Here is a 25,993-nt window from a genome sequence, read left to right on the forward strand (position 1 = left end):
GCCGTCCCCATCCGCGGGAACGGGACCGCCGTGGCGCACCGGTAGGCTCGCCGGCTATGACGCGTTACGTAGTGATCGGCGCCGGAGCCGTTGGTGGGACGATCGCAGGACGGCTGGCCCATCGCGGGCACCAGGTGGTGCTGGTGGCCCGGGGTGAGCATCTGGCGGCCCTGCGCCGGGACGGGTTGCGGCTGCGCACCCCGGACCTGGATACCCGCCTAGCGGTCACCGCGATCGGTGGGCCCGAGGACATCGAGTTGCGTCCCGATGACGTGCTGGTGCTGTCCACCAAGACGCACCAGGCGTTGGCTGCGCTGTCCCACTGGGCCGATGCCCCGGTCCGTGACGGCGGGCACACGGCCCCGGCGGGTATGCGACTGCCGATCCTGACCGCCCTGAACGGGGTGAGCAGCGAACGGATGGCGCTGCGGTACTTCGAACGGGTTTTCGGCGTGTGCGTCTGGCTGCCCGCGGTGCACCTGCATCCGGGCGAGGTCATCGCCCGCGGCACCCCGCAGTCGGGGATCCTGCACATCTCCCGATACCCGGCCAGCAGGTCCGAGCCCGCCGACCGCGCCCTGCTGGAGCAGGTCCGCACGCACTGGAGCGAATCGGGCCTGGGGGTGGAACTGCCCGCGGACGTGATGCCGTGGAAGTACCACAAACTCCTGTCCAACATCGGCAACGCTTTCCAGGCCGTGCTGGGCCCGGCGGCCGATGGTGGCGATCTCATCGACGCGGCCCGGGCCGAGGCCCGCGCCGTGCTCGCGGGCGCGGGCATCGAGGTGGCGTCCGACGACGACGAGACAGCCGTGCGGCAGGCCTCCTTCGGCGTGGGTGAGGTGCCCGGCACCCACCCCGATCAACTGGGCGGGTCCTCCTGGCAGTCACTGGCCCGGGGCACCGGCTCGATCGAGACCGACTACCTCAACGGGCAGATCGCGCTGATCGCCCGCGAGCACGGGCTCGCCGCGCCCTTGAACACCACCATCGCGGCGCTGGCTCGCCAGGCCGCACGGACGGGCACCCGGCCGGGAGCGATCAGCGCCACCGACCTGGCAGCCGAACTGGGACTGGACGCGCTGGCCAGTTGAGCCACGCGGGCATGGGGCTACCGAGGCGCTAGGCCACCAGCCCCTGCAGGTACTGCACCCGCTCGACCACCACGTTCACCAACTCGGCGTCCTGGCCGAGACCGGCCCGCAGGGTGTTGAGCACCCCGATCGCGGCCTCGGTCAGGTCCTCGGCTCCGGCGGCCTCCTGGGCCGGGCCGGCACCGGCGTCCTGCACCGGTGCGCCCTGCCCGCGCAGGTGCAGCACCCACCCGGCCAACGTCGTCGCCGCTCCGGCGGGCAGCCGTCCCGCCGCACGCTCGGCCAGCGCGGTGGGCAGCGTACGCACGGGCAGTTTCTGTGAGCCGTCGTAGGCGATCTGGGCCAGGTGGTGACGCACACCGGTGTTGCCGTAGCGATCCAGCAGGTCCTGGCGGTACTGGCCCACCAGATCATCGGAGAGCCCGAGGTTGCGCTGCGCCTCGTCCCAGAACGTGTTCACCCACTCCAGGCAACGCGCGTCCGCGATCGCCTCATCGATGGTCCGATGCCCCAGCAGCGGGGCGGTATAGGCCAGCAGTGAGTGCGAACCGTTCAGCAACCACAGTTTGCGGCGCTCGTGCGGTGCCACGTCCGGGGCCAACTGCACTCCGGCGGCCTCCCAGGTGGGTCGCCCGGCCGGGAAGGTCCCGGAGACCACCCACTCACTGAACGGCTCGGTCGGAACCGGGCTGACGTCGTCGTACCCCTGTTCCCGCGCGACCAGCGCCATGTCCTCATCGGTGGTGGCCGGCGTGATCCGGTCCACCATCGAGGTGGCGAAGTCCACGTTCCGCTCGATCCAGTCCAGCGCCTCGGGCGCGGCGATGCGAGCCAGGTCGGTGACGATGCGGCGGGTCACGTCACCGTTATCGGGCAGGTTGTCACAGGACAGCAGCGTGATCGGGCCGGCTTCGGCCGAGCGGCGGGCCAGCAGGCCGGCGAGCAACCGCCCGGGCAGGGTCTGCACGGGCCGGCCGCTGGCGAGGGCCTCCACGTCGGCGGTGACCTCCGCGCGGCCGGTGTCCAGGCCACCGTCCCCGTTACGCAGGTAGGCGTGCTCGGTGAGCGTCATGGTCACGATCGCCACCTCGGCCCGGCGCAGGTAGCCCAGGAACGCCTCGTGCTCATCGGAGGCGTGGACCGCCACGATGGAGCGGACCACGTCGAAGGTGTCGCCCCCGGAGTCCCGGGTGATCAGGGTGTACAGCCCGTCCTGTGGGGCCAGGGCACGCGCCATCTCGGGGCGCCGGCCGGTGAAGGCCGCGATTCCCCAGTCATGCGCGTCGGGGGCCTTGTGGGTGTGCCAGGCCTGATGGGCGCGGTGGAAGTTACCCAGTCCCAGGTGCACGATCCGGACCGGCGCACTGGGTGCGTCCAGCAGGGCGCGGGTGAGCCGCGGGGTTGCCTCGTTCACAGTTTGAAGATCCTCGTCGGGTTGTCGACGACCAACTCGGTGATCGTCTCGTGGGCCTCGTCCAAAGCCAGGCGGTGTTGGGCTACCAGTCCGGCCAGGTACCCCGCGTCCAGGCGGCGGGACATGTCGTGCCGGGCCGGGATGGAGCAGAATGCGCGCGTGTCGTCGATGAAGCCGGAGACCCGGGAGAACCCGGCGGTCTCGGTGACGGCGCTGCGGAAACGCTGGATCGCCTCCGGGGCGTCGATGAACCACCAGGGCACGCCCACGTAGACCGAGGGGTAGAACCCGGCCAGCGGGGCGAGTTCGCGCGAGAAGACGGTCTCATCGATGGTGAACAGCACCAGGTTCAGGTTCGGATGGGTGCCGTAGGCGTTCAGCAGCGGACGCAGGGAGTCGGTGAACTCCATCGCGATAGGGATGTCACAGCCAACATCGGCCCCGTAGGTCTCGAAGGTCGGGGTGTGATGGTTGCGGCGGACACCGGGGTGCAGCGTCATCACCAGGCCGTCGTCGCAGGCCATCCGCGCCATCTCCGAGGTCATGTGCCACCGGAAGGCACGCGCGTCCTCATCGCTGACCTGCCCGGCGCGGGCGGCGGCGTAGATCCGGCTCACCTCGGCTTCGGGCAGGATCGCGGTGCCGGCGTCCAGGTGCCCATGGTCGGAGGAGACCGCTCCGTGGGCCTTGAAGTGGGCTCGGCGGTTCTCCAACGCCTCGATGTAGCCGGCATAGTCGCCGGTATCGATCCCGCTTGCCCGGGCCAGCGCGTCGATGCTGTCGTTCCAGGTGGCCAGCGAGGGGTCCAGGTACTTGTCCGGCCGGAAGGTGGGGATCACACGGCCGCTGAACCCGGGATCGTCGGCCAGCGCGCGGTGCGCACCGAGGTCATCGCAGGGGTCGTCGGTAGTGGCCAGTACCGAGATGTTGAACGCATCGAAGAGTGCCCGGGGACGGAAGGCATCGGTGGCGAGTTTGGCCGCGATCTGGTCATAGATCGCATCGGCGGTCTCGGCGCTGGGGCGCTGGGTGATGCCGAAGATCCCGATCAGCTCTTCCTCGAGCCAGTAGCGCACCGGGGTGCCGCGGTAGGCCGGCCAGTGCGAGCAGAAGGCCCGGAAGGCCGCCCGGGCATCCTGCTCCGACAACGGCCCGCGGCCCACACCGAGATCGGCCAGCGACACACCACGGGCGTGCAGCATCCGGTTGATGTAGTGGTCCGGGGTGATCAGCAGCGAGGTGGGGTCGGAGAAGGGGGTGTCCTCGCTCAACCACTGCGGAGGCACGTGACCGTGCGGGGAGATGATCGGGGCGCCGGCGACCGACTCGTACAGTTCCCGGGCGATCTGGCGGACTCCGGCGTCAGCGGGGAGGAGCCGGTCTGGATGCAGTTCCATGGCAGGGGCACTCATGCGTGCCATGCTGCTGGGCCGAGCGATGGATGGCAACCCGTTGCCACCTATTGCCACCACCTGTTGCCACCACCTGTTGCCACCACCTGTTCCACCATCGGCGATCACGACGCCGCAATGCCCGGGGCCGGCCGGAACACGACGCATTGACAGCCCTACGCGGACCTGACTACTGTGTGAACATCGTAATGTAAACGTTTCCGCACCGATGCGGATGCCCAGGAAACCGGTCGGCTCGCGTCGCGTCGCGGCCACGTATCACCACGCCTCGAGTGGACGGCGCCGTCGTCGTCCACCCCGCTCGCCGGCCACACCGAACTCAACGAGGAGACCGATGAGAACCCCGATCCGCTCGGCCATCGCCACGGTGGCTGCCACCGCACTGGCGGTGACCGGCCTTGCCCTCGGCGCATCGGCCAACACCGATCCCGCGCCCACCCAGTCCGATGACTTCGTGTTGAACGCCTCCGACATGGAACCCGGCTCCTTCGAGGAGAACCTCCCCGTCGGTGACTTCACCGTGACCGCCGCCCCGGGGTCCAACGTGCAGGTCACCGCGCACGCGCGCACCGGGGCAGGCGGGCACGAGTTCACCCAGCGGCTCGAACTGCGCGGCGGAGGTAGTGCACAGGCCCGCTCGGTGCATTTCGAGGTGGCCGAGGAGTCCACCCTGATCGTGCACGCCCTGTCCGGTTCCGCCAGCGCCGACCGCACCCTGGCCCTGCACCGCTTAGACGGCGCGGGGGACGCAGTGGTTGCCCAGGTACCCGCTTACGGAGACCCGGGGGCGCAGATCCCGGCCGCCGCCGTCGTCGTCCCGGACGCGGGTTCCTACTACCTGGCCTCCACCGGATCGGGCATCAATGTCTACCGGATGCAGGTGCTCGAGGGCGAGCTGCCCGAACGCCTCCCCTGGGCCGAGGTGGCCGACCCGGTGATCACCGACGTCGGCCCGGATACCGACGACCCGACGCACTTGGTGATCTCCTTCGACGGCGAGGTGGGCATAGACGGCGCTGACGTTGCCACTGCGAGGCTGAGCGAGGCCGGCGGAACGGTGGTGGCGCAGGAGATGAGCGCCACCGAGGGGGCGAGCGGGCAGATCGCGCTGACCCCGCCGGCGTCGGGCACCTTCACCGCAGAGGTGGTGCTGTCCCGGGACGGAGAGGAGGACAAGGTTTCGGAGCCGGTCACGGCACCGGAGTTCGTGCTGCCGCTGGGTACCGCGCAGGTCCACTCGGCGCTGACTACCGACATCACCGATGGCCTTGCCACGGTGACCGTGGAGTGGGCTCCGGTGGCGGAGGCCGAGCATTACGACGTGGCCTACCGGGCCAGTGGTGAGACCGACTTCACCGAGACGTCCGCCGGCCTCACCGAACCGGAGGCCGAGATCCCCGGCCTGACACCCGGGGCAGCCTACGAGGTGCAGGTGAGGACCGTCCGCGGCGATGACTCCACCGTCTCCGACCCCTACGAGGTGACGGTGGCTGACGTCGTCGAGCGCTGGTTGACCGCGCACGCCGGGGTCGGCTCCGGTGGTGAGGCGATCGTGGCCGAGGACGGCTCGGTGTTCTTCGACGCCATCGGCAACAACGGCAAGATCGCCGACTCCGAGGACGGGTTCTGGTACCACTACACCGAAGTCGACCCGGCGACGGAGAACTTCACCCTGAGCGTCACCTTCACCGTCGAGGCCGCCGAGGGCAAGGACAACCAGTCCGGATTCGGCATCATCGCCATCGACGACTTCGTCCCGAACAACCCCTCGGCCCGGTATTTCAACTCCGCCGGGACCATGGCGGCGAAGTACAACGACATCGTCGGCGGCTCGGTGCAGTCCCGCTACGGCCTCTCCGGCGGGAAGTTCGTGACCGGCTACACCGACGGTCCCTCCGTGGCCTCGGCGGACCGGGACATGACCGCCTCGGAGCCCTTCGACTGGGACTTCCGGGAGGCCATGACCGAGGGCAGCAACGTCAATCCGCCGAAGTTCATCACCGGGGACACCTTCGAGTACACCCTGCGCTACTCCAACACCGGCTTCCATGCCAGCGCCACGTTCGTGGGCAACCCCGAGACCGACGAACCCGCGCAGGAGTACGAGGAGATCATCTACTACGACCGTGACCTGGTCCTGACCCAGTCCGAGGACTCCTTCTACGTGGGGGTGTTCGGCACCCGTGGGATCCAGGTGAGGGCCAGCGACATCGAACTCACCACGATCCACCCCGACGACGATGAGGACCCGCTGGAGCGGCCGATCGAGTACATCACGCCGTCGCTGAACGTCGATGGCACCCGCACCACTCCGCACCACCAGGTGGCGGTGCCCGTGACGGCGAACGTGGCCGGCGAGGTGGTCATCACCGATGCCGCGGGCGCGCCGGTGACCGAGGTGACCGAGGTGGCACCGGGGCAGCGCGAGATACTGGAACTGGACCTGGCCGCCGGTGTGAACGACTTCGTCGCACACCTCACCCCGGCCGCCGAGCAGCCACAGTTGGCCGAGTACGAGGAGTTGAGTTCCTACGACCGTCTCGATGTGGACCTGCGGTTCACCGTGGCCTCCTACGGCGAGCCCGGTCAGGCGATCCACGTGGCCCCGAACGGTTCCGCACAGGGCACCGGGAGCCCCGCTGACCCGCTGGACATCCACACCGCGGTCGGCTTCGCCCAGCCCGGTCAGCAGATCGTGCTGGCCGAGGGCACCTACACCCCGGACCGTGCAATCGTGATCGACCGGGGAAACAACGGCACGGCCGGCGCTCCGATCACCCTGATGTCCCAGCCCGGGGCCCGGGCGGTGCTGGACCTGTCCGAGTCACCCTCGGGAGGGATCAACCTGCGCGGGGACCATTGGCACCTGTACAACCTGGAGATCACCGGTTCGCAGGGGTACCAGAAGCCGCTGCTGATCTCGGGTCACCACAACGTCATCGAGCGGATCGAGTCACATCACAACGGAGATACCGGGGTCCAGATCTCGGGGAGTTCGGTGGAGTCGCCGCAACTGTGGCCCTCGCACAACCTGGTGCTCTCGAGCGTCTCGCACAACAACGTCGACCCGCTGGCCAACGATGCCGACGGGTTCGCCGCGAAACTGACCGTGGGTGAGGGCAACGTGTTCCGGTACAACATCGCCTATCACAACATCGATGACGGCTGGGATCTGTATGCCCGTTCCACCACTGGCTCGATCGGGGTGGTGACCATCGAGGACTCGGTCACTTTCAACAACGGGTGGCTGGAGAACGACGACGAGATCGCCCTGGTGGGCGAAGGGAACGGGTTCAAACTGGGCGGAGAGTCCATGCCCGGCGCGCACGTGCTGCGCAACTCGATCTCCTACAACAACCTGGCCAAGGGCATCACGTCCAACTCCGGGCCGGATCCACGGGTGGCCGATGTGACGAGTTACTACAACGGGCACGTGGTGGACTCCCTGGGCCGGATGAATGTCCAACTCACCACCAACACGGCATCGCAGACCGACTTCGAGGCCACCGGGGTGCTGTCCTACCGGGGTCAGCAGGTCGATGACATCGTGCTGGTGAACCAGGAGGACACACTGCGGCCGGATCCGAGCAACTACTTCGACGGTCGCAACGTCGACGGTACGGCGGTGGACGAAAGTTGGTTCGTGAGCCTTGACTTCGATGCTGTCCGCCCGCAGATCGCCGCGGATGGCAGTATCGACATGGGCGGGCTGCTGGAGTTGACCGACGCCGCACCGGCCGACACCGGCGCGCGTCTGGGCCCGAACCCGGACCCGACGGTGATCGAACTGCTGCCCCCGGTGGGTGAGGACGACGGCGGGATCCCGGTGGAGCAGGTGCGCGAGTTGCGGTCGCGCACCCAGTCCTACGTGGATGAGGGCCAGATCGCCGGGCCGATCGCTCACCAGTTGACGAATGCGCTCGACCAGGCGCTGCGCCACCTGGAGGCGGACCGGACCAACCCGGCCACCTCCGCCCTGGACCGGTTCGTGCGGCATCTGGAGAACCCCAAGCGGCCTGACACCCTGACCGAGCAGGCGCAGTCTGATCTGCTGGAACGGGTCGGCGCGGTGCTGGCGGAACTCGAGTAGCGAGCAGGTCGCCCCGGCCGGGTCGGTCCGGTCGGGGTTGGTTCGGTCGGGGTTGGTTCGGTCGGGGCCGGTCTGGCCGGCTTCGCCGACCCGATCATGCAGGCAACTCCGGCCGGGTTGGACCGATCCGAGGTCAACCCGCGGGGTCAGCCGACCAGGCGGGTGGTGCGGGTCTGCAGATCCAATACCGGGGAGGTCGAGGCCGTGACGCCAAGACCGTCGATGTCGATCCAGGCCCCATCACCCACCCGGAATGAGCCGGACCAGTATGTGATCAACGTGATCTGGTACTCTCCCGCGGCCTCATAGGCATGCTCGATCGTCTGATCCGGGTACCCCGCCCCGGGATCAGTCGTGTTCAACACCGCCGAGCCGTCCCCGAAGTCCCACGAATACGACACCGGCTCCGCCCGGATCTGCACCGGTAGCCCCAGCAGCACCACCGAGAACTCCTGCACCACCGGCTCGGTACGGGCAATCACCGGCAGATTCACCAGGTGCCAGTCCTGATCGGGTTCCAGGATCAACGGCGCCGGGGCGATTCGCACCCGCGCATACTCCCGCACCGCCGTGACCAGCTGCGTCGCGGTCACCACGAAGTCCGGTTCACCCTCACCGTCCTCAGCCCCGTCAGCCTCGTCGACCCCGTCGACCACGGGCCACACGATCGTGACCTCCCCCGTGCTGGGGTCGTAACACGTGCGCACCTCCGTCACCCCACAATCGGGCACATCACCGAACTCCGGCCACGCCACCTGCTCCACCATCGGCCCCGAGCCGACCGGTGGTGTATGCGGTGCCGTGGCCGGTTGCGATCGATCGGTGACGTCGATGGCCGAAGGATTTAGAAGTCCCGACTGCTCCAGGAGCATCTCGAGGATGTACTCATCACCCACGCTCCGCGATGACGACGACCGCCGGCCATCACCGCTTGACTCCATTTCATCTGTGATCGCTCCGGCACTGGCGACTGGCATCGCTACGAGAGCAAGAAGAACCGAGGCCGTGAGGAACCGGCTCACTCGACTGCCTCGACTTCGCTACCTGTCACCTTCCAACCGTCGGCAGAATATTCGAGTAAGACCCACGACCGAACTGTCTCTGGAGGAAACTCCTCAACAAGTTCACCGTCGGAGTCGTAGTCCTGGAATCCAGGATCTTCGCTGACCACAGCGACCGCGAAGTCAGCGGAATCTTCGGGCCACACTTGACTCCTGACGTCGAGGACGTTGGCAGGAGATGTCACGACGTATCCACCGGACCCATAGATTTCGGCGACGCTCTCGCGGACACCCGAACAGAAGCCGCAAGCGTCAGCCGACAACCTGTCCCATGCTTCGAAGTCACCGGTGGCGTGGATGTAGGAATACAACTCCACGAAATACACCGCCGCGGCTTCCGCACCGGCCTGACCCTCATCGTCGATGTCCGGACCGGGCTCGGGGTGGGGATAATCCTGGGGTCCCGGCTCGTCATCACCGGGCTCGGAGTCGGTTTCCTCCGGATCCGGCGTCGCCGGCTCCTCGGGTTGCGTGGTCGTCGGCTCCGGGTCCGGCTCTGGCTCGGCGTTCGCACCGTCACACCCGACCAATCCCGCGCCGGCAAGAACCGCACCTGCCACCACCGCTACGGCGCGCCACCACCGTCGTCGGCCCCTTGGGCCCGACCCGCGGCCCCATCCGCGACCCCACCCGTGGCTTCGCCCATCGCCGGGCAGCCCTGATTCCACCCCGCTACTGTGCGTGTGCCCCCTGGCCATACCGGACACAGTTCCACAACCACGCCTACTCGACCAGCCCTCGAGCGCAATCTGTGGACAACCAGCACAACCACGGTTGCGACGCCCGAAGAGCCAGTCTCACCGCCCCGGCACCGCGCAGGAGTCGCGTTGCACCAGCCTGGTCGGTACCACCACCGGCTCGGACCGCGTCGAGGTCGCCCCCCGCGCCAGCGCGATCACATTGGTGGCCGCGGTCACGCCCACCTCATGCATCGGTGCCGCCACGGTGGTGAGTTCGGGCGTGATGAGTTCGGCGGAGGAGGTGTTGTCGAACCCCACCACGCTGACGTCGTCGGGAATCCTCCCACCGGATTTGCTCACCGCTCGGATGAACCCGATCGCCAGCAGATCGTTGTAGGCCACCACCGCGGTGCCTGCCGATCCCGCCCGCGACGCCTCCCACCAACTCATCCCCGCGCGCACTCCCCCGGCCACGGTGGGCCGGTAGGGCCCGGACCGGCGGATCCGCATCCCCAACTGCACGCCGGCCTCGCGCAGCGCGTGCCAGCGCATCCCATCCGGCCAGGACGCCTCCGGACCGGACAGATAGGTCACCTCCGTATGACCCAGGCGGTGCAGGTACTCGGCCGAGGCGTGTGCCCCGCGGGCCAGGTCCACCACCACACTCGGCACCCCGGTCACGTCACGGTTCACCATCACGATCGGGGTGACCTTCGCGATCTGGCGGATCCCGGCGTCGGACATCCGCGCCCCGGCCAGTACGATCCCGTCCGCGCTCGCGGCCATCGCCTCGAGGATCTCGCGTTCACGCTCGGGCGATTCCTGGGACTCGGCGAGCATCATCGTGTAACCCGCCTCCCGCGCCGCCGAGCCGGCCCCGCGCACCAGGTCGAAGAACCCTGGGTTGGTCACGTCCGCCAGCACCACCGCGAGCATCATCGTGCGGGTGGTGGACAGCGCCCGTGCCTGCGGGTTCGCCCGGTACCCCAACTCGGCGGCGATCGTGCGGATGCGCTCCGCGGTCTCGGCATTGACCCGGCCCGGTCGGGAGAACGCCCGCGACACCGTCGACGGCGCCACGCCCGCGGCCTCGGCCACGTCGTAGATCGTCGTCGACCGTCGTCCGCCGGTCCTGTGCACGATCACCGAGCCTACGATCCCGACGACCATGATGGCAACCGTTTGCCACGTGCACCCGTTGGCAGCCGGTAGGCTGCCAACGGCACGACAGGAATACTCGACCAACCCCATCGCGGGAGCCCATCGCCTTATGTGGACCTTGTCTGGATTCGCCGACGAGATCGATTCCGACTTCACCCGGCAGTGCACGGTCGCCCGAGAACTCGGGCTGAACTTCATCGAGATCCGCAGTGCCTGGGACACCGGCGTCCTGGACCTGACCGACGATCAACTGCGCCAGGCCCGCGACATCCTCACCGACCACAGCCTCGGGGTCTCGGCGATCGGCTCGCCGATCGGGAAGATCTTCATCGACGACGACTTCCCCCCGCACCTGGACCGGATGCACCGAGCGATCGAGGTCGCCCACCACTTCCGGGCCCCCTACATCCGCATCTTCTCCTTCTTCCAGCGCCCCGAGATCGACCCAGACGAAGCCCGCGACGAGGTCATCCGCCGCCTGCGCGCCCTGGTCGAACTCGCCGAGCCCGCGGGGGTGACCCTGCTGCACGAGAACGAGAAAGAGATCTACGGTGACATCCCCGAGCGTTGCCTGGACCTGGTCACCACCGTGGATTCCCATCGATTCCGGCTCGCCTGGGACGCGGCAAACTTCGTCCAGGCAGGCGTACGTCCGCACACCGACGGGTACGCACAACTGCGACCGCATCTGGAGTACGTGCAGATCAAGGACGCCCGCGCCTCCGACGGCGTGGTGGTACCCGCCGGAGAGGGCGACGGGGAGGTCCTGGAGACCATCCGTTCCCTACGGGCCCATGACTTCGAGGGATTCTTCTCCCTCGAGCCCCACCTGGAGTCACACACCACCTCGGCGGACGTCACCGGCGCGGATCTGTTCCGGACCGCGTGGAAGGCGTTCACCGATCTCCTCGAGCAAGAGTCCATCCCCTACGCCTGACCTCCGGGTCCCAGGCCACAACCAGGAAAGAGCACTATGACCAGCACTGAGGCCTCCGCCCGCATCGGCGTTATCGGCATGGCTGTGATGGGCAGCAACCTCGCGCGCAACATCGCCCGTCGCGGCCACGTTGTCGCGGTCTTCAACCGCAGCCCCGGACGCACCCACGACCTGATCGACAACCACGGCCACGAGGGCACCTTCGTGCCCGCCACCGAGTTGGCTGACTTCGTCGCCAGCCTGGAGCGTCCGCGCCGGATCATCCTCATGGTGATGGCCGGCGGCCCGACCGATGCCACCATCGACTCCCTCATCCCGCTGCTGGAAGAGGGCGACATCGTGGTCGACGGCGGCAACGCCCACTACGAGGACACCCGGCGCCGGGAAGCGGCCCTGCGCGAGCACAAGTTGCACTTCGTCGGGGCCGGGATCTCCGGTGGTGAGGAGGGTGCCCTGGAGGGCCCCTCGATCATGCCGGGCGGCTCCCCGGAGGCCTACGAGGCCCTGGGTCCGATCCTGGAGGACATCGCCGCGGTCTACGACGGTGAACCGTGCTGCACCTACATCGGCCCGGACGGGTCGGGGCACTTCGTCAAGATGGTGCACAACGGCATCGAGTACGCCGACATGCAGTTCATCTCCGAGGCCTACGACATCCTGCGCGTGGCAGGGCTGTCCAACGCCGAGATCGCCGAGGTGTTCCGCACCTGGAACTCCGGCGACCTGGACTCCTACCTGGTGGAGATCACCGCCGAGGTGCTGGACCAGATCGATGCCCGCACCGGACAGGGGCTGGTGGACGTGATCGCTGACTCCGCCGGCCAGAAGGGAACCGGACGCTGGACGGTTCAGATCGCCCTCGAACTCGGTGTGCCGGTGAACACGATCGCCGAGTCGGTCTTCGCCCGCTCCGTCTCCGGGCACTCCGACCTGCGTGCCGCCGCCGGGGAGTCCCTGGCCGGGCCCACCGGCGGGATCGATGTGAGTGACCGGGCCACGTTCGTGGAGTCGGTGCGGCAGGCGCTGTGGTCGGCCAAAGTGATCGCCTACGCCCAGGGCCTGGACCTGATCCGCTCGGCGTCGTTGCAGTACGACTGGAACGTGGACGTGGCCGAGGTGGCCAAGATCTGGCGCGCCGGATGCATCATCCGGGCCCGGCTGCTGGAACGGATCCGGTCTGAGTACGCGGGCCAGAACCTGCCCACGCTGCTGGCCGCACCGAGTATCAACGCCGGTCTGGCCGAGGCCCAGGACGGCTGGCGCTCGGTGGTGGCCAAGGCCGGGACGGCCGGAGTGCCGATCCCCGGGTTCGCCTCAGCGCTGGCCTACTACGACTCCGCCCGTGCCTCCCGCCTGCCCGCATCGCTGGTGCAGGGGCTGCGCGACTACTTCGGCGCCCACACCTACGAGCGCATCGACGATGAGGGCACCTACCACACCGACTGGTCCGGTGACCGCGCCGAGCAGCGGATGTCCTGAGCACCTCGGCGTGCCCGGCCGGCAGATAGCCGACGACGACGCAGCGCACCCGGGTTCGGGTGCGCTGCGTCGCGTAGCGGCCAGGTGCAGCGACGAGGACCCCACCGGGCCCTGGCCGGCCGCTCGATCACCAGCCCGGCCGCTCGGTCACCGGCACGGCCGCTCGGGTCCCCTCCGGCCCGGATGCGGGCAGGGCAGGGCAGGGCAGGGCAGGTGAGGGTACGCACACACAATCCCCACCATGCGTGCGGTGCACGCGGACGTTTGTGTAGCATGTCTGCTCAGTCGGGCCGAACCGGCCCGCCGCCGCATCCGAGGAATGGAGATCATGGGCGCCACCGGCGACTCTGACAGTACCGACGTCACATCCGCATCGAGCGAGACCGCAGATCCCGACGCGGACCCTGACAGTACCGAGGGGCATAGCCCCTCCCTGACCTTCCCGGACGTGCCGTAGATGGACGTCCTCCTCATTCTCCTGGCGCTGGTCCTGATCGCCTGCGGCGCCGGGTTCGTGGCCGCGGAATTCGCGCTCATCACCGTTCCCCGATCGACCGTGGAGAAGCAAGCCGCCGCCGGCGATCGCCGCGCCAAGGGTGTACTCGCGGCACTTCGGACCCTGTCCACCCAACTCTCCGGCGCCCAACTGGGCATCACCGTGACCAACCTGCTACTGGGGTGGGTCTCCGAGCCTGCGATCGGCCGGTTGCTCCAGCCGGTGCTGGAGGACGCGGGCATCGACCCCTCCCGGGCACGACCACTCTCCCTGACCCTGGCGCTGGTCCTGGCCACCGGGACCACGATGATCTTCGGTGAACTGGTACCGAAGAACCTGGCTATCGCCCGCCCGCTGCAGACCGCCCGGTTCATCGCCGGCTTCCAGCGGGTGTGGACCACGATCAACGCCTGGCCGATCCGGTTCTTCAACGGCACCGCGAACAGGATCGTGCGCCTGCTGGGCATGGAACCCCAGGAGGAACTCGCCTCCGCACGCAGCGCCGAGGAACTGTCTGCGCTGGTGCGCCACTCCGCCCGCTCGGGCACCCTGGCCGAGCACACCGCGGAACTGGTGGCGCGCTCCCTGGAGTTCGGCGACCTTCGCGCCAGCGACGCGATGAAACCCCGGTCCCAGATCGTCAGCCTCAGCCCCGACGACACCCTGGCGGACCTCGTCAACGCCGTCAAGACCAGCGGCTACTCCCGCTTCCCGGTGCTGCAGACCATCCAGGACAACGGGCACACCCAGACCCGGGTGGACGGGTTGGTGCACGTGCGCGGGACCCTCAAGGTGCCGTTCGAACAGCGTGCCACCACCCCGGTCAGCGCCATCCTGACCGAGGCCACCCTGGTCCCGGAATCCCTCGAACTCGACCAACTGATGGACGATCTACGCTCCGGTGGTCTGCAGATGGCCCTGGTGATCGATGAGTTCGGCGACCTGGATGGGCTCGTGACCCTGGAGGACCTGGTCGAGGAGATCGTCGGTGAGGTCCGCGACGAGCACGACGCCGACGAGTCCGACCCGGTGCACAGCCCGGACGGTTCGTGGGACCTGTCCGGGTTGTTGCGGGTGGATGAGGCCAGCGAGGTGATCGGCATCGAACTACCCGAGGACGAGGCATACGACACCCTCGGCGGCCTGATCGCCGATCTGCTCGACCGGCTCGCCGAGGCCGGGGACGAAGTCACCTTCGCCAGTGCCGAGACACCCGGTCAGCAGCGGGTGCTGATCGCGATGACCGTGCTGCAGATGGACGGCCACCGGGTGGACCGGCTGCGCCTGCGCACTCTGGGTCCCTACGAGCCGCCCGAGCCCGAAGGCGATGGGGAGCCGAGCCACGCAGACGAGGACGAGGGGACACGGTCATGAGCGGAGGCTGGGCCATCGCCATCACGGCGTTCCTGTTGTTGTTCAATGCCTTCTTCGTCGGCGCCGAGTTCGCCCTGGTGGCCGCCCGGCGGACCAAGGTCGAACCCATGGTGGAGGCCGGTAACCGGCGCGCCAAGATCACCCTGCGGGCGATGGAGCGGGTCTCGTTGATGATGGCCGGTGCGCAGATGGGCATCACGGTGTGCTCACTGCTGCTGCTGGTGATCTCCGAGCCGGCCATCGAGCGAGCGATCGCCGGACCACTGGAGCAGATCGGTGTACCAGCCGCGCTGACGCATCCGATCGCCTTCGTGATCTCCCTGGTCCTCATCACGTTCCTGCACGTGGTGCTCGGGGAGATGGTGCCCAAGAACATCGCGCTGGCCGGCCCGGAGAAGTCGGCGCTGATCCTGGCGCCGATCCTGTCCGGGATCGTCTGGCTCGCCTATCCGGTGCTGTGGAGCCTGAACGAACTGGCCAACCTGGTGCTGCGGGCGATCCGGGTCCAGCCGAAGGAGGAGGTCACCTCCGCCTTCACCCGGAACGAGGTCTCGGAACTGGTGGCCGAATCGCGCAGCGGCGGGATGATCGAACTCAGCGACGAACGCCTGCTCCAGGGCGCGCTGCAGTTCGCGGAACGCTCCACACGCTCGGTGCTGCTACCGATCGACACGGTCCGCACGCTCCCGCCCGACGTCACCCCGGCCCAGGCGGAGGAGGTCAGCGCCGAGAGTTTCTCCCGCTTCCCGATCCGGATGCCCGATGGCACCATGCGTGGGTACGTGCACCTGAAGGACCTGCTGCAGAACGACGCCGAGAAACGCCGGCAGCCGATCGATCCGGCCATCGTGCGGGAACTGCCCTCGGTGACCGTCACCGACTCCCTGCAGCACGTGCTCGGGGTGATGCAGGCCTCCTCCGCACACCTGGCGCTGGTGCACGACAGCGAGGGCCCTGCCCACCGCGCCCCGGTGCTGGGCCTGGTCACCCTGGAGGATGTGATCGAGGAACTGGTCGGGGTGATCCGGGACGACTCCCGGCGCCAGCAGCACGGCTGATCGTCAGAAGATCAGCAGCAGCCGGTCCCCCAGCCCGAACATCGCCCCGGCGACCACCAGCAGGTACCACAGCCCCGTCAGGGCCCAGCGGTAGCGCACCAGGAACGCCGCCATCGCGGTGCTTGCCGGGATGGCGCCGTTCTGGGCTGCCCTGGCCACCGTGTGCACGAACAGTGGGATCATCACCACCCAGACCACCATGCAGTACGGGCACAGGGCCCCGATCACGCTGAAAGACACATACTGCAGCCAGCTGACGAAGCCGACGCCGAAGGCGGTGCCGACCACGATGGCGCGCCAGAACCAGCGCGGTGCCCGTCCGCCGGCGAGCAGCATCACCCCGATCGTGACCAGCACCGGGAAGGTGAGCATCCCGATCACCACGTTGGGGAACCCGAACGCCGACGCCTGCGGGCTGCCGAGGAAGTCCCCGCAACCCACCAGTGGGTTGAGGTCACAGGTGGGGACATAGGTCGGATCGCGCAGCAGGTTGATGTAGTCCAGGGTCAGCGCGATGGAGGCGAGGGCGCCGATCACCCCGGTGATCACCAGGAGCAGACCAAACCCGGGGTTGGCCCCGCCGGCACGCTGGTGCGTCGTGGCGGCGTGCGCATCGGCAACGTCCACCTGCTCTTCGTCGATTCCGCTCGCGCTCACCTGGGATCCTCTCGGTGCGACCTGCTGCCAAGTATGAACGATCACTGCTCGGTTGACCTCAGCCCTCCTCGCGGATCGCCTCATCGTCCTCGGGCAGGTTCTGATCGGGTGCGCTGGGGTCACCCTCCTCGATGTCCTCGAGATCCTCGACGTCGTCTGGAATCTCCAGGTCCGGGTCCGGGGTCGGGGCGCTGGGGTCGACGTGCTCGGTCGGCAGGGCCGGGAAGTTCAACCAGGGTCCCAGGCTCACCGACGTATCGGGCTCGGCATGGATCAGTCGGTAGTGGTCCGGGATCCCCTCGGTGAGGTTCCACCGGATCATGGTCATCGCCGCGGTGCCCTGCAGTGGGCCGACCGTGGGCCGGCCCAGCGTGGCGCCGGCGGTCGACCCGGAGACATACTGCACGCCCCAGCCCAACTGCAGCGGCCCGCGCTGGGTGTGCATGTGGCCCGACAGGTTCATCGGCACACAGCCGGCGTCGAGGGCTTGCCGGCCCGCGTGCGGGGAGTGCACCAGGAGGATGTCCGCACCGGACTCCTCCTCCTGCAACTCACACGCCTGAGCGCGCAACCGCTCGCCCATTTCCACCACCGTCTCATCGCGCTCCGGTCGGGTTCCCGTGCCGATCTCGGTCAGGGTGGGGTCGGCGTCGCCCAGGATTCGCACCCCGGCCACCTCGACCACGTCACCGTCCAGGACCGTCCATCCCCGGGCGCGCTCCTGCTCGCCGGTGAGCACTGAGTCATGGTTGCCGTCCGCGACGATCACCGGAAGTCCGGACGGAATCTCGTCGGCGAAGGCATTCACGCAGAACGACTCCACCGACGTGCCGCTCATCACCGTGTCGCCGGCGTTCAGGATGGCATCGACCTCGCCGAGCGTGGCGGCGGTGCCGATCACCGGGCCCATCCCGACGTTGCAGTGCAGGTCCGCGACCATCAGGAAGGTGGCGTACTCGGCATCGGGGTCGGTGAAAGCCAAAGACTGTGTGCGGTCGGGCTGGGGCACCTGCGCATCGGTATCCGCGGGAGCCTCGCCCTCATCCTCGTCCAGCCCGACGGCCTCGCCCAAGTCGCCCGGAGTGGTGGTGGCATCGCCCGCGGAACCGTCAGTTCCGCCACTGCCGTCAGTACCCGCTGCGCCGGCATCACCGTCAGCGCCGTTGGCGGCCTCGGTAACATCGTCGCGCTCGGTGCCATCGTCGCGCTCGGTGCCATCGTCGCGCTCGGTGCCAGCGTCGTCATTGGTCCCGGCGGCGCCCTGGGTGCCCTCAGCACCGTCAGTGGCCTCGCCGTCGTCAGTGTCCCCAGTGCCGCCGGCATCCTCACCACCCTCGGTGCCTTCGTCAGCCCCCTCGTCATCCTCCGTCAGCAGGACCGGCCGGACCGGTGGCGCCAACGCCGCCGGGTCGGCCTCGTAGGCCGCGACGAGGTTCGCCTCCACATCGGCGTAGAAGCGTGTGTTGTCCTCTACCGCGCGTACCACCATGCCGCCGTAGTGGTCGACGATCGTGGCCAACCGTCCGGTGATCCGGGCATCCTCCAGTGGTGTCCCGGCCAGTACCGGTGAACTACGCCCCTCCAGACCGAAACTGCGGGTCAGGTCTGTCAGCGGCAGGATCACCAGCACCACCGCCAGGGTGGGCGCCACGAACGGCACTCCTGGCTGTCGCCAGGCACTCTTGAGCGCCTCCCGCAGCACACCGTGGGCCACGAGTCTGCCCAGGGCGATCCCCATCAGGAGCACGGCGAGCGTGACCACGGCCCGGCCCACGACGTCACCGAGGAGGCCACGGGCGGCGTCGTCGATCGTTGCTTGGGGATTGGCCAGGAACTGGTTGTAGGAGTTCAGGTCCGTCATCAACCCGGCGATCGGGTCGGCGTCGTCACTGGTGAGTTGATCGGGGATCTCCCGCACCAGCACGTCCACGCCCAGGTTGACCGGTAACGGCGAGGAGATCACCAGCGACCCGAGCGGCCCCATGTCCACGCGGATCTCCCCGTTCAGGCGGGTGCTGTACTCGGCGACGTGCGGTCCGAGCGACCCCGTGTAGGAGGCGGTGGAGACCGCGAATCCGATCGAGACGAGCAGCGCCATCAGAACCGCTGCGCCCACCCGGATCGCACGGCGCGTCAGCGGCCGCAGCCCGTGCCACCACGCGAACCGGCGCGCCGAGGGCTCGGCCGGCGGCGCTCCGGATGCCGGCCGCGCATCGGTGTCCGGGCCAGCCGCGGTGCGATCGCCGTCATGCTGCGGCTCGTGGGTCTGATCGGTCATCGGCTACTGGTAACTCACGAACTCCGGGACGGGCTCGACATCGTAGGTCTCCTCCGGGGTCATCATCGGATCGTCCTCATCGATGAAATTCTTCCATCCCCAGGCGATTCCTTCGGGCGCGTCCCGGTGCAGCACGTTCCACGTATCGAACTTGCTGGGCACCGGCCCCTGACCATCGGCGTGGATGAGCACCGCCACCTGGGGGCGCGAAGTGTCCACCTGGTCCCGGTCCCGGATCATCTGGATCTGGAATTGGTGCAGGACCAGCATCTTCTGCGGAAGGTCGTGTTCGATGACGAATTCCGCGAGGTAGTCGACCACCTCGTTGACCTCCTCGGCCTCCACGTGCCCGATCTGGCTCAGATGCACCTGATCCGGGCGCAGCCGCCACTCCGGGTCCAGTGCCACGCCCACGTGCGGGTAGGCGAGCAGGTCCTCATACATCTCGATCTGGTCCACGAAATGGTTGCGTCCGGGCTGGAAGTCCAGCACCACGTACTGGCCGGCCTCCTCGGCAGCCTCGATCAACGGGATGAACGTCTCCGAGGGCCAGGCATTGGAATACATGCCGTCCTCACCAGCACCCGTGGTGGCCACGGTCACGATGATCTCCAGCGCCGGGATCACTTGATCCTCGGTCAACTCGGTATACGGCTCGGCGTACTCCGCGGCCAGATCGATTGTCTCCTCGGTGCCCTGTTCCCCCAGGACGCCCAGGACCGGCGTCACGGGGTGCCCGTACAACGCGATGTAGCGCTTGCCCCCGAACACCTCCTGACCGCCGCCGGGCAGTTCGGTCCCGGTGGCGGCAGTCAGGACCCGCCAGCTGAACTCGGCATCGTCCCCGAAACTGGTGCCCAGTCCCAGGATGGAGTCGGCCCCGGAGATCTCACTCATCACCCCGGAGTTGATCTGCTCGGTGAGGACCACCGTGGCACCGGCGGCGCGGGCGATCCCGATCGCGGCGGCCTGCTCGGGTTCACCATCGGCCAGCACGATCGGCCCGTCCAGGCGCTCGGTGGGTTCGGTGGGGCTGATCTCACCGACCGGCTCCGGCGTCGTGTCATCGGCCGGTTCGACGTCGAGCACCTCACCCACACTCATGTAGATCAGCGCCTCGACGTAACTGCCCGCACCCACAGCGCCCCCGTCCGCATCGGTACCCTCCTCACCGTTGCCGTTCTCGCTCTCACCGCTGCCATCGCCGTCGCCGTTCTCGCCCTCACCGCTGCCGTCGCCGTCGCCGTTCTCGCGTGCTTCGTCCCCGGAGGTCTGATCCCCGGATGCCTCGTCCGCACCGGTGGCCGAACTCTCATCCGTGCCGGAGGAGTCAGTCGTGCCGGAACCGTCGCCACCGGAGCCGCTGTTGTCGCCGTCGCCGTCGTCGGCATCGGCGCCGGTGCCATCGGAGCCGGAGCCCGCTGCATCGTCTCCGGATGCGGCGTCGTCCTCCGTTCCCGTCTCATCCTCACCCGCGCCGTCACCGTCGGTGTCCTCCGGGTCCTGAGCCAGCTCGTCCGGAGGCTCGGCGGGCTCGGGCCCCAGGTGGGACCCGTCCACGGCGGTCAGGTCCAAGCCGAGGATCTCACCCAGGTCAGCGGCGTCGGCCGGCGCGGGCACGATGTCCAGCGCAGTCACGTCGAAATCGGCCACGTCCACAGCCCCGACGGTGATGACGGAGTGGGTGCTCAACCGAACCAGTTCGGCCTCCACGGCCAGACCGCCACCTGGGGTGCCGGTGAGCAGCAGCGGGGTTCCCGCGGCCATCGAGATCGACGCTGCCCGGGCGATTGCGGCCTGATCGTCCACAGGGGCCATCACCACTATGTGCGCGGAGGCGAAGTAGCGTTCGCTCACGGCCAGGGCCATCTCCTCGGGTCGTTGCGAGGCAAGCAACACCGGGACCTCGTCCGGAGTGTGGGTCGTGGCGATCGGGGGTGGCGGCGGTACCGGACCGGTGGGCTCGGGGTCGAGTTCTCGACCACCGGTGCAGCCGGCCAGCACCAGGACGGCGGCCGCGACCGCTACCGAGAGGTTCCGGACCGCCCTATGCACGCACCTACTCCTTGGATCGCCGATCTGCTCACAGAGTGCACCGGAGTCCACTGTACGCACCCCCGGAGAGCGGTAGCAGGGTCCGTACCCGAACTCAGTCGTGGCCGGCTTGCTTACGCAGTTCGCGCAACTCCCGCCGGGAGGCTCCCATCCGGTAGATGAACAGCGCGGCTCCGCCACCCAGCAGCAAGGTCGTCAGGACCCCGATCAGCGTCGCGACACCGAAGTTGGGGGCCTGCACGGTCAGCACGGTCCGCGCCGTCCGGGTGCTGTCGGAGAGTCCGAGCGAAACCGCGAGGGTGAGTAGGTTTGGCAGCAGGAGCAGCAGTGCGCCCGCGCCCACACCCAGGCGAACCTTCCAGTGCCAGCGCACCCGGATCGCCACCAGGATCAACACCATCGGCACCAGGGTGAACACGACCCCATAGAACAGTCCCCACAGGATGCCGGCCGCGGAGACGCCGTCGATCTGGCGTCCTACCGTCGAAGTCCACCAGGACGGCAGGGTGGCAGCGGCCACCGCCACGAGCAGGATGATGAGCACGGCGCTGGCGGTCACCAACGCCGACGTGCGCAGCCAGGCCGGCGGAACATCGCTGCGCTCCTTACGCGCACCGGAGTCCTTGGGCGAACCGGGGTCCTTGCGCGCACCAGGGTCCTTGGGGCGTTCGGAGCCCGCTCGCCCCGCACCGTCCGGGTCTCGATCGTGCACTTCCGCGGCCTGCGCTCTCGGGCCTGCCGGCCCGCCAGCGTCCCGGTCGCCGTCGGCTGGCTCGGTGTGCGATGTCATGTGCCCATCTTGGCAGGACCTGCCGCGGGCGTCACTCAGACCAGCGAATCCCGCCACGCGGTATGCAGCGCCGCGAACTGCCCGGTCCCGGAAATCAGATCCGCCGGGGACCCGTCCTCGATCACACGGCCACTCTCCATCACCAGCACCCGGTCGGCGATCTCCACGGTGGAGAGCCGGTGGGCGATGATGAGCGAGGTGCGGTCAGCCAGCAGCGTCTGCAGTCCACGCTGCACCAGCCGTTCCCCCGGGATGTCGAGGGAACTGGTGGCCTCATCGAGGATGAGCACCGCCGGGTCGGCCAGGAACGCCCGGGCGAAGGAGATCAGTTGGCGCTGCCCGGCGCTGACCCGTCCACCGCGTTTGTTCACATCGGTGTCGTACCCGTCGGGCATCGCGGTGATGAACTCATGCGCCCCCACAGCCCGGGCCGCGGCCTCCACCTCCTCATCGGTGGCGTCGGGGCGAGCCAGGGCGATGTTGTCGCGGACCGACCCGGAGAAGAGATAAGCCTCCTGGGTCACCATCACCACCGCGCGGCGCAGGTCCCGCGTGGAGATCTCGCGGATGTCCAGGCCGTCGAGGGTGAGCGAACCGGAGGTCACGTCGTAGAAGCGTGCGATGAGTTTGGCCACGGTGGACTTGCCCGCACCGGTGGCCCCGACTAGGGCCACGGTCTGCCCCGGTGGGAAGTGCAGGTCGAACTCCGGAAGCACCACCGGCCCGTCGCCGTAGCCGAAGGTGACCTTGTCGAACCGCAGTTCCCCACGAGCCCGTGGAAGTGGCACCGGATGCGCCGCCTGACGCACGGTGGGCACCTCCTCCAACAGCCCGGAGATCTTCTCCAGTGCCGCCGCCGCGGACTGGAAGGAGTTGTAGAACATCGCCATCCGGGTGATCGGCTGGAAGAAACGGTTGGTGTACAGCAACGTGGCTACCAGCACGCCCACCTCCATCGAGCCGTCCAGCACGCGGAAGCCACCGACAGCCAGCGCGGTGGCGACGGTGAGGTTCCCGATGAGTTTCAGCGCCGGGTCATAGATCCCGTTCAAGCCCATCGTGCGGGCGGTGTTGTCACGGTAGACCTCGGTCAGTTCGCCGTAGGCGTCGTTGTTCGTCCGCTCCCGGCGGAAGGCCTGCACCGCCCGGATGCCGGTCATGTTCTCCACGAAACTGATGATGAGTCGCGCCGAGGCCACCCGCTGGTGGCGGTAGAGCACCTGGGAGCGCAACTGGAACCAGCGGGTCACTCCCCACACCGGCACGATCGCCACCGCCAGCACCAGTCCCGAGCGCCAGTCCAATAGGAACAGCGACAGGGCGGTGAACGTCATGAACAGAATGGACTGGGCCAAGGACACGATGCCGGAGTCCAGCAGTTGCTTCAGCGCGTCCAGGTCCGAGGTCTGCCGGGCGATGATGCGCCCGGAGGTGTAGTTCTCGTGGAACTCCAGGCTCAGGCGCTGGGTGTGGCGGAACACCCGCTGGCGCAGGTCCAGCAGTACCGCCTGGGAGACCTTCGCGGCCAGCCTGATGAAGGCGGCAGTACACACCCCGGCCACGATCGCGGTGAGGATGTAGGTCGCTCCGATCACCGAGGGGATGAGCCAGTCACCCTCGGCCGCTGCCGGGAGCCCATGGTCGATTGCCAACGCCACCAGCGCCGGCCCGGCCACCCGGGCGGCCTGGGAAATCACGACTACGACCACGGTGAGAGCGAACAGCCCCCACATCGGACGTAGTAAGTCGGTGAGCAGGCGTAATGACCGGGACCGCACCGCCTTGGAGCGCCGTCTATCGAGGTTGTAGTCCTCTTCCCCTTCGGTACCCCGGGGAGCATCCTCGGTGCCGCGGGGGGCGTCGCTCTCGCGGGCGGGGGCCGGAGTTGCGCGGCTCATCGGTGCTGCTCCTGGGTGGCGCGGTAGGCGCCGTCGTCCTCGAAACCATCGTCGACCTCGTCGTCGGCTCTGCGGTCGAACCTCAACTGCTGGCTGTCATACTCCTCCTGCTCGCGCTGGTATTGCTCATCGGCGACCAGGGAGGAGATGACGAACCGGTAGTGCTCGTTGCCGGCCAGTAGTTCGGAGTGGGTCCCGATGCCGACGATCTTGCCCTCCTGCAGCACCGCGACCCGGTCCGCGAGCGCCACTGTGGAGGGACGGTGGGCCACGATCAGGGTGGTGGTCTGCGCCAGTTCCTTGCGCAGGTGGTCGGTGACCGCTTCCTCGGTGGTCACGTCCAGGGCGGAGAGCGGATCGTCAAGCACCAGCACGGTGGGGCGTGCGGCCACGGCGCGGGCGAGCGCGAGGCGCTGGCGTTGCCCACCGGACAGACTCATCCCCTCCTCCCCGATCACAGTGTCCACACCCTCGGGCAAGTCGTGCACGAAGCGAGCCTGGGCGATGGTCAGTGCGCGTTGCAGGTCCTCCTCACCGTCCTGCCCGGGTGGGGCGCCGAGCAGCACGTTCTCGCGCACCGCGGCCGAGAACAGCGTGGCATCCTCGAACGCGATCGAGACCATGGTGCGCAGGTGGCGCCGGGTCATCTCCCGCACATCCAGCCCGTCGATGCGCACCGCGCCCCCGGTGACGTCGTACAGGCGCGGAACCAGGGAAGCCAACGTGGTCTTGCCCGAGCCGGTCAGACCAACCAGGGCCATCGTCTCACCCGGGCGGACCGTCAGGTCCACCCCGGTGAGTACCTCGGCCCGGGCGGCCTCCACCGGCTGGTCCGGCCGGCCCTGTGGAACCGGCTCAACCAGCGGGGCGTCGGCGAAGTGGAACCGGGCGCCGTCGAAGGTGACCTCTCCGCGCGGATCGGTGACCTCCTTGGGATCAGCCGGGTCGGTCACCAGATTCGGACTGTCCTGCACTTCGAAGTAGCGATCCACCGCGGTCTTGGCGGTCAGGCTCATCGCCATCAACTCACCGATCTGCTCCACCGGACCGGCCATCACCGCGGCGGTGGCGAAGAAGGCCACCAGCGCGCCCACGGTGATATCACCCTGTGTGTACAGGTAGATGCCGGCCAGCACGGTGATGCCCAGCACCACCTCCGGAATGGTGGTGATCGCAAAGGAGAACGCCGACATCGCCCGCGCCTTGCGGATCTCGGTGCCGCGCAATTCATCGGCCTGTGCGGAGAAGGAGTAGTAGGCCTCCCGGCCCCGTCCGAAGGCCTTGAGCACCCGGATGCCGTGCACCGACTCCTCCACCGTGGTGGCCAGGTCACCGGCCTGGTCCTGGGAGAGCCGGGCGATGTGGCGGAACCGGGAAGAGAACCGGAAGGACAGGTAGATCACCGGGAGTGCACCGATCAGGAACACCACGCCGAGCACGCCACCGAGCTGGATCATCAGGTAGGTGCCTACTGCGATCGTGGAGGCGTTGACCACCAGCATCACGATGCCGAAACTCAGGAACCGGCGCAGCGTGCTCAGATCGGACATGGACCGGGACAGCAACTGACCGCCGGGCCACTGGTCGTGGAAGGCGACTTGAAGGTCCTGCAGGTGGGTGAACATCGACATCCGCAGATTCGCCTCGACCCGGGTCCCGGGCACCAGGATGAACCAGCGTCGCAACGCGATCAGCACCGCTTCCAGCAGACCCAGGCCGGCCACCATCGCCACCGCGATCCACAGTCCGGAGGTCTCCCCGGTGGAGACCGAGCCGAGCAGCGGCTCGTTCACCGCCCACTCCAGCACCTGCGGCACCGCCAGCGCGGCGAGGCTGGCGCCGAGGGCGCAGATCATCCCGGCGATCAGGCGCGGGAGGGCAGGCTTGAGGAAGGGGAACAGGCGCGCAAGCGTGGCCAACACCGGGGATTCGGTATTCGCGGGATTACTGCGTGATCCGGGATCGCGAGTGGCAGGTGCTGGGCTCGGGGTGGGTTTGCCACTCATTTGTTAACGCGCGCATGCGTAGGCACGGACAGCATGGGAAAGGAGTCGACCTC

At 68.3% G+C, this 25,993-nt stretch carries 17 protein-coding genes; 6 read left to right on the forward strand and 11 right to left on the reverse strand.

The features are described from left to right. The first annotated feature begins 56 nt into the window (after positions 1-56). On the forward strand, positions 57-1,094 hold the full coding sequence (locus ACO0LV_RS02205; RefSeq protein ID WP_424786224.1) for a ketopantoate reductase family protein: 1,038 nt from the start codon (positions 57-59) through the stop codon (positions 1,092-1,094). Positions 1,095-1,122: 28 nt separating this feature from the next. On the opposite strand, the gene ACO0LV_RS02210 is transcribed toward ACO0LV_RS02205, so the two are convergent. Beyond that, positions 1,123-2,508, reverse strand: a complete 1,386-nt coding sequence (locus tag ACO0LV_RS02210; RefSeq protein ID WP_424786225.1) for a mannitol dehydrogenase family protein — start codon at positions 2,506-2,508, stop codon at positions 1,123-1,125. Beyond that, a complete protein-coding gene (uxaC, locus tag ACO0LV_RS02215) occupies positions 2,505-3,920 on the reverse strand; it encodes a glucuronate isomerase (RefSeq protein ID WP_424786226.1) in 1,416 nt (471 codons plus the stop codon). Before uxaC ends, ACO0LV_RS02210 begins: the two co-directional genes overlap by 4 nt. A 334-nt stretch (positions 3,921-4,254) precedes the next feature. On the opposite strand from uxaC, the gene ACO0LV_RS02220 reads away from it, so the two are divergent. Beyond that, positions 4,255-8,010, forward strand: a complete 3,756-nt coding sequence (locus ACO0LV_RS02220; RefSeq protein ID WP_424786227.1) for an FIMAH domain-containing protein — start codon at positions 4,255-4,257, stop codon at positions 8,008-8,010. A 146-nt stretch (positions 8,011-8,156) separates the two neighbouring features. On the opposite strand, the gene ACO0LV_RS02225 is transcribed toward ACO0LV_RS02220, so the two are convergent. The 3 genes from ACO0LV_RS02225 to ACO0LV_RS02235 all read right to left on the reverse strand — a co-directional run bounded on the left by ACO0LV_RS02225 (position 8,157) and on the right by ACO0LV_RS02235 (position 10,921). After that, positions 8,157-8,906, reverse strand: coding sequence for a PKD domain-containing protein (locus ACO0LV_RS02225; protein ID WP_424786228.1), 750 nt, complete (start codon positions 8,904-8,906; stop codon positions 8,157-8,159). A 122-nt stretch (positions 8,907-9,028) separates the two neighbouring features. After that, the gene (locus ACO0LV_RS02230) at positions 9,029-9,631 is read right to left on the reverse strand and encodes a DUF6318 family protein (protein ID WP_424786229.1); all 603 of its coding nucleotides are present in this window, start codon (positions 9,629-9,631) and stop codon (positions 9,029-9,031) included. Positions 9,632-9,868: 237 nt separating this feature from the next. Then, positions 9,869-10,921, reverse strand: a complete 1,053-nt coding sequence (locus tag ACO0LV_RS02235) for a LacI family DNA-binding transcriptional regulator (RefSeq protein WP_424786230.1) — start codon at positions 10,919-10,921, stop codon at positions 9,869-9,871. Between the two features lie 100 nt (positions 10,922-11,021). On the opposite strand from ACO0LV_RS02235, the gene ACO0LV_RS02240 reads away from it, so the two are divergent. From ACO0LV_RS02240 to ACO0LV_RS02255, 4 genes are all read left to right on the forward strand, one after another. Next, positions 11,022-11,849, forward strand: a complete 828-nt coding sequence (locus tag ACO0LV_RS02240; protein WP_424786231.1) for a sugar phosphate isomerase/epimerase family protein — start codon at positions 11,022-11,024, stop codon at positions 11,847-11,849. A 36-nt stretch (positions 11,850-11,885) separates the two neighbouring features. Further along, positions 11,886-13,328, forward strand: a complete 1,443-nt coding sequence (gene gndA / locus ACO0LV_RS02245; protein WP_424786232.1) for an NADP-dependent phosphogluconate dehydrogenase — start codon at positions 11,886-11,888, stop codon at positions 13,326-13,328. 457 nt (positions 13,329-13,785) lie between these two features. After that, the gene (locus ACO0LV_RS02250) at positions 13,786-15,198 is read left to right on the forward strand and encodes a hemolysin family protein (protein ID WP_424786233.1); all 1,413 of its coding nucleotides are present in this window, start codon (positions 13,786-13,788) and stop codon (positions 15,196-15,198) included. Next, on the forward strand, positions 15,195-16,256 hold the full coding sequence (locus ACO0LV_RS02255) for a hemolysin family protein (protein WP_424786234.1): 1,062 nt from the start codon (positions 15,195-15,197) through the stop codon (positions 16,254-16,256). Before ACO0LV_RS02250 ends, ACO0LV_RS02255 begins: the two co-directional genes overlap by 4 nt. Positions 16,257-16,259: 3 nt before the next feature. Here the strand turns inward: ACO0LV_RS02255 and ACO0LV_RS02260 are convergent, their stop codons facing one another. The 6 genes from ACO0LV_RS02260 to ACO0LV_RS02285 form a co-directional block, all read right to left on the reverse strand. After that, positions 16,260-16,913 carry a vitamin K epoxide reductase family protein gene (locus ACO0LV_RS02260; protein ID WP_424786235.1) on the reverse strand — a complete coding sequence of 218 codons (654 nt, stop codon included), beginning with the start codon at positions 16,911-16,913 and terminating at the stop codon, positions 16,260-16,262. Between the two features lie 58 nt (positions 16,914-16,971). Further along, a complete protein-coding gene (locus tag ACO0LV_RS02265; protein WP_424786236.1) occupies positions 16,972-19,191 on the reverse strand; it encodes a metallophosphoesterase family protein in 2,220 nt (739 codons plus the stop codon). A gap of 3 nt (positions 19,192-19,194) precedes the next feature. Further along, positions 19,195-21,246 (reverse strand): hypothetical protein, encoded by a 2,052-nt coding sequence (locus tag ACO0LV_RS02270; RefSeq protein WP_424786237.1) that lies wholly within the window; start codon positions 21,244-21,246, stop codon positions 19,195-19,197. A gap of 94 nt (positions 21,247-21,340) precedes the next feature. Beyond that, positions 21,341-22,036: a hypothetical protein gene (locus ACO0LV_RS02275; RefSeq protein WP_424786238.1), complete on the reverse strand. Its 696-nt coding sequence runs from the start codon at positions 22,034-22,036 to the stop codon at positions 21,341-21,343. Between the two features lie 35 nt (positions 22,037-22,071). Next, complete coding sequence (locus tag ACO0LV_RS02280; protein ID WP_424786239.1) at positions 22,072-23,934, reverse strand: ABC transporter ATP-binding protein; 1,863 nt, start codon at positions 23,932-23,934, stop codon at positions 22,072-22,074. Further along, positions 23,931-25,940: an ABC transporter ATP-binding protein gene (locus ACO0LV_RS02285; RefSeq protein WP_424786240.1), complete on the reverse strand. Its 2,010-nt coding sequence runs from the start codon at positions 25,938-25,940 to the stop codon at positions 23,931-23,933. The genes ACO0LV_RS02280 and ACO0LV_RS02285 overlap by 4 nt, the downstream gene beginning before the upstream one ends. Positions 25,941-25,993 lie beyond the last annotated feature (53 nt).

Source organism: Pseudactinotalea sp. Z1739 (assembly GCF_049725055.1).
Classification (GTDB): Bacteria; Actinomycetota; Actinomycetes; order Actinomycetales; family Beutenbergiaceae; genus CALKWS01.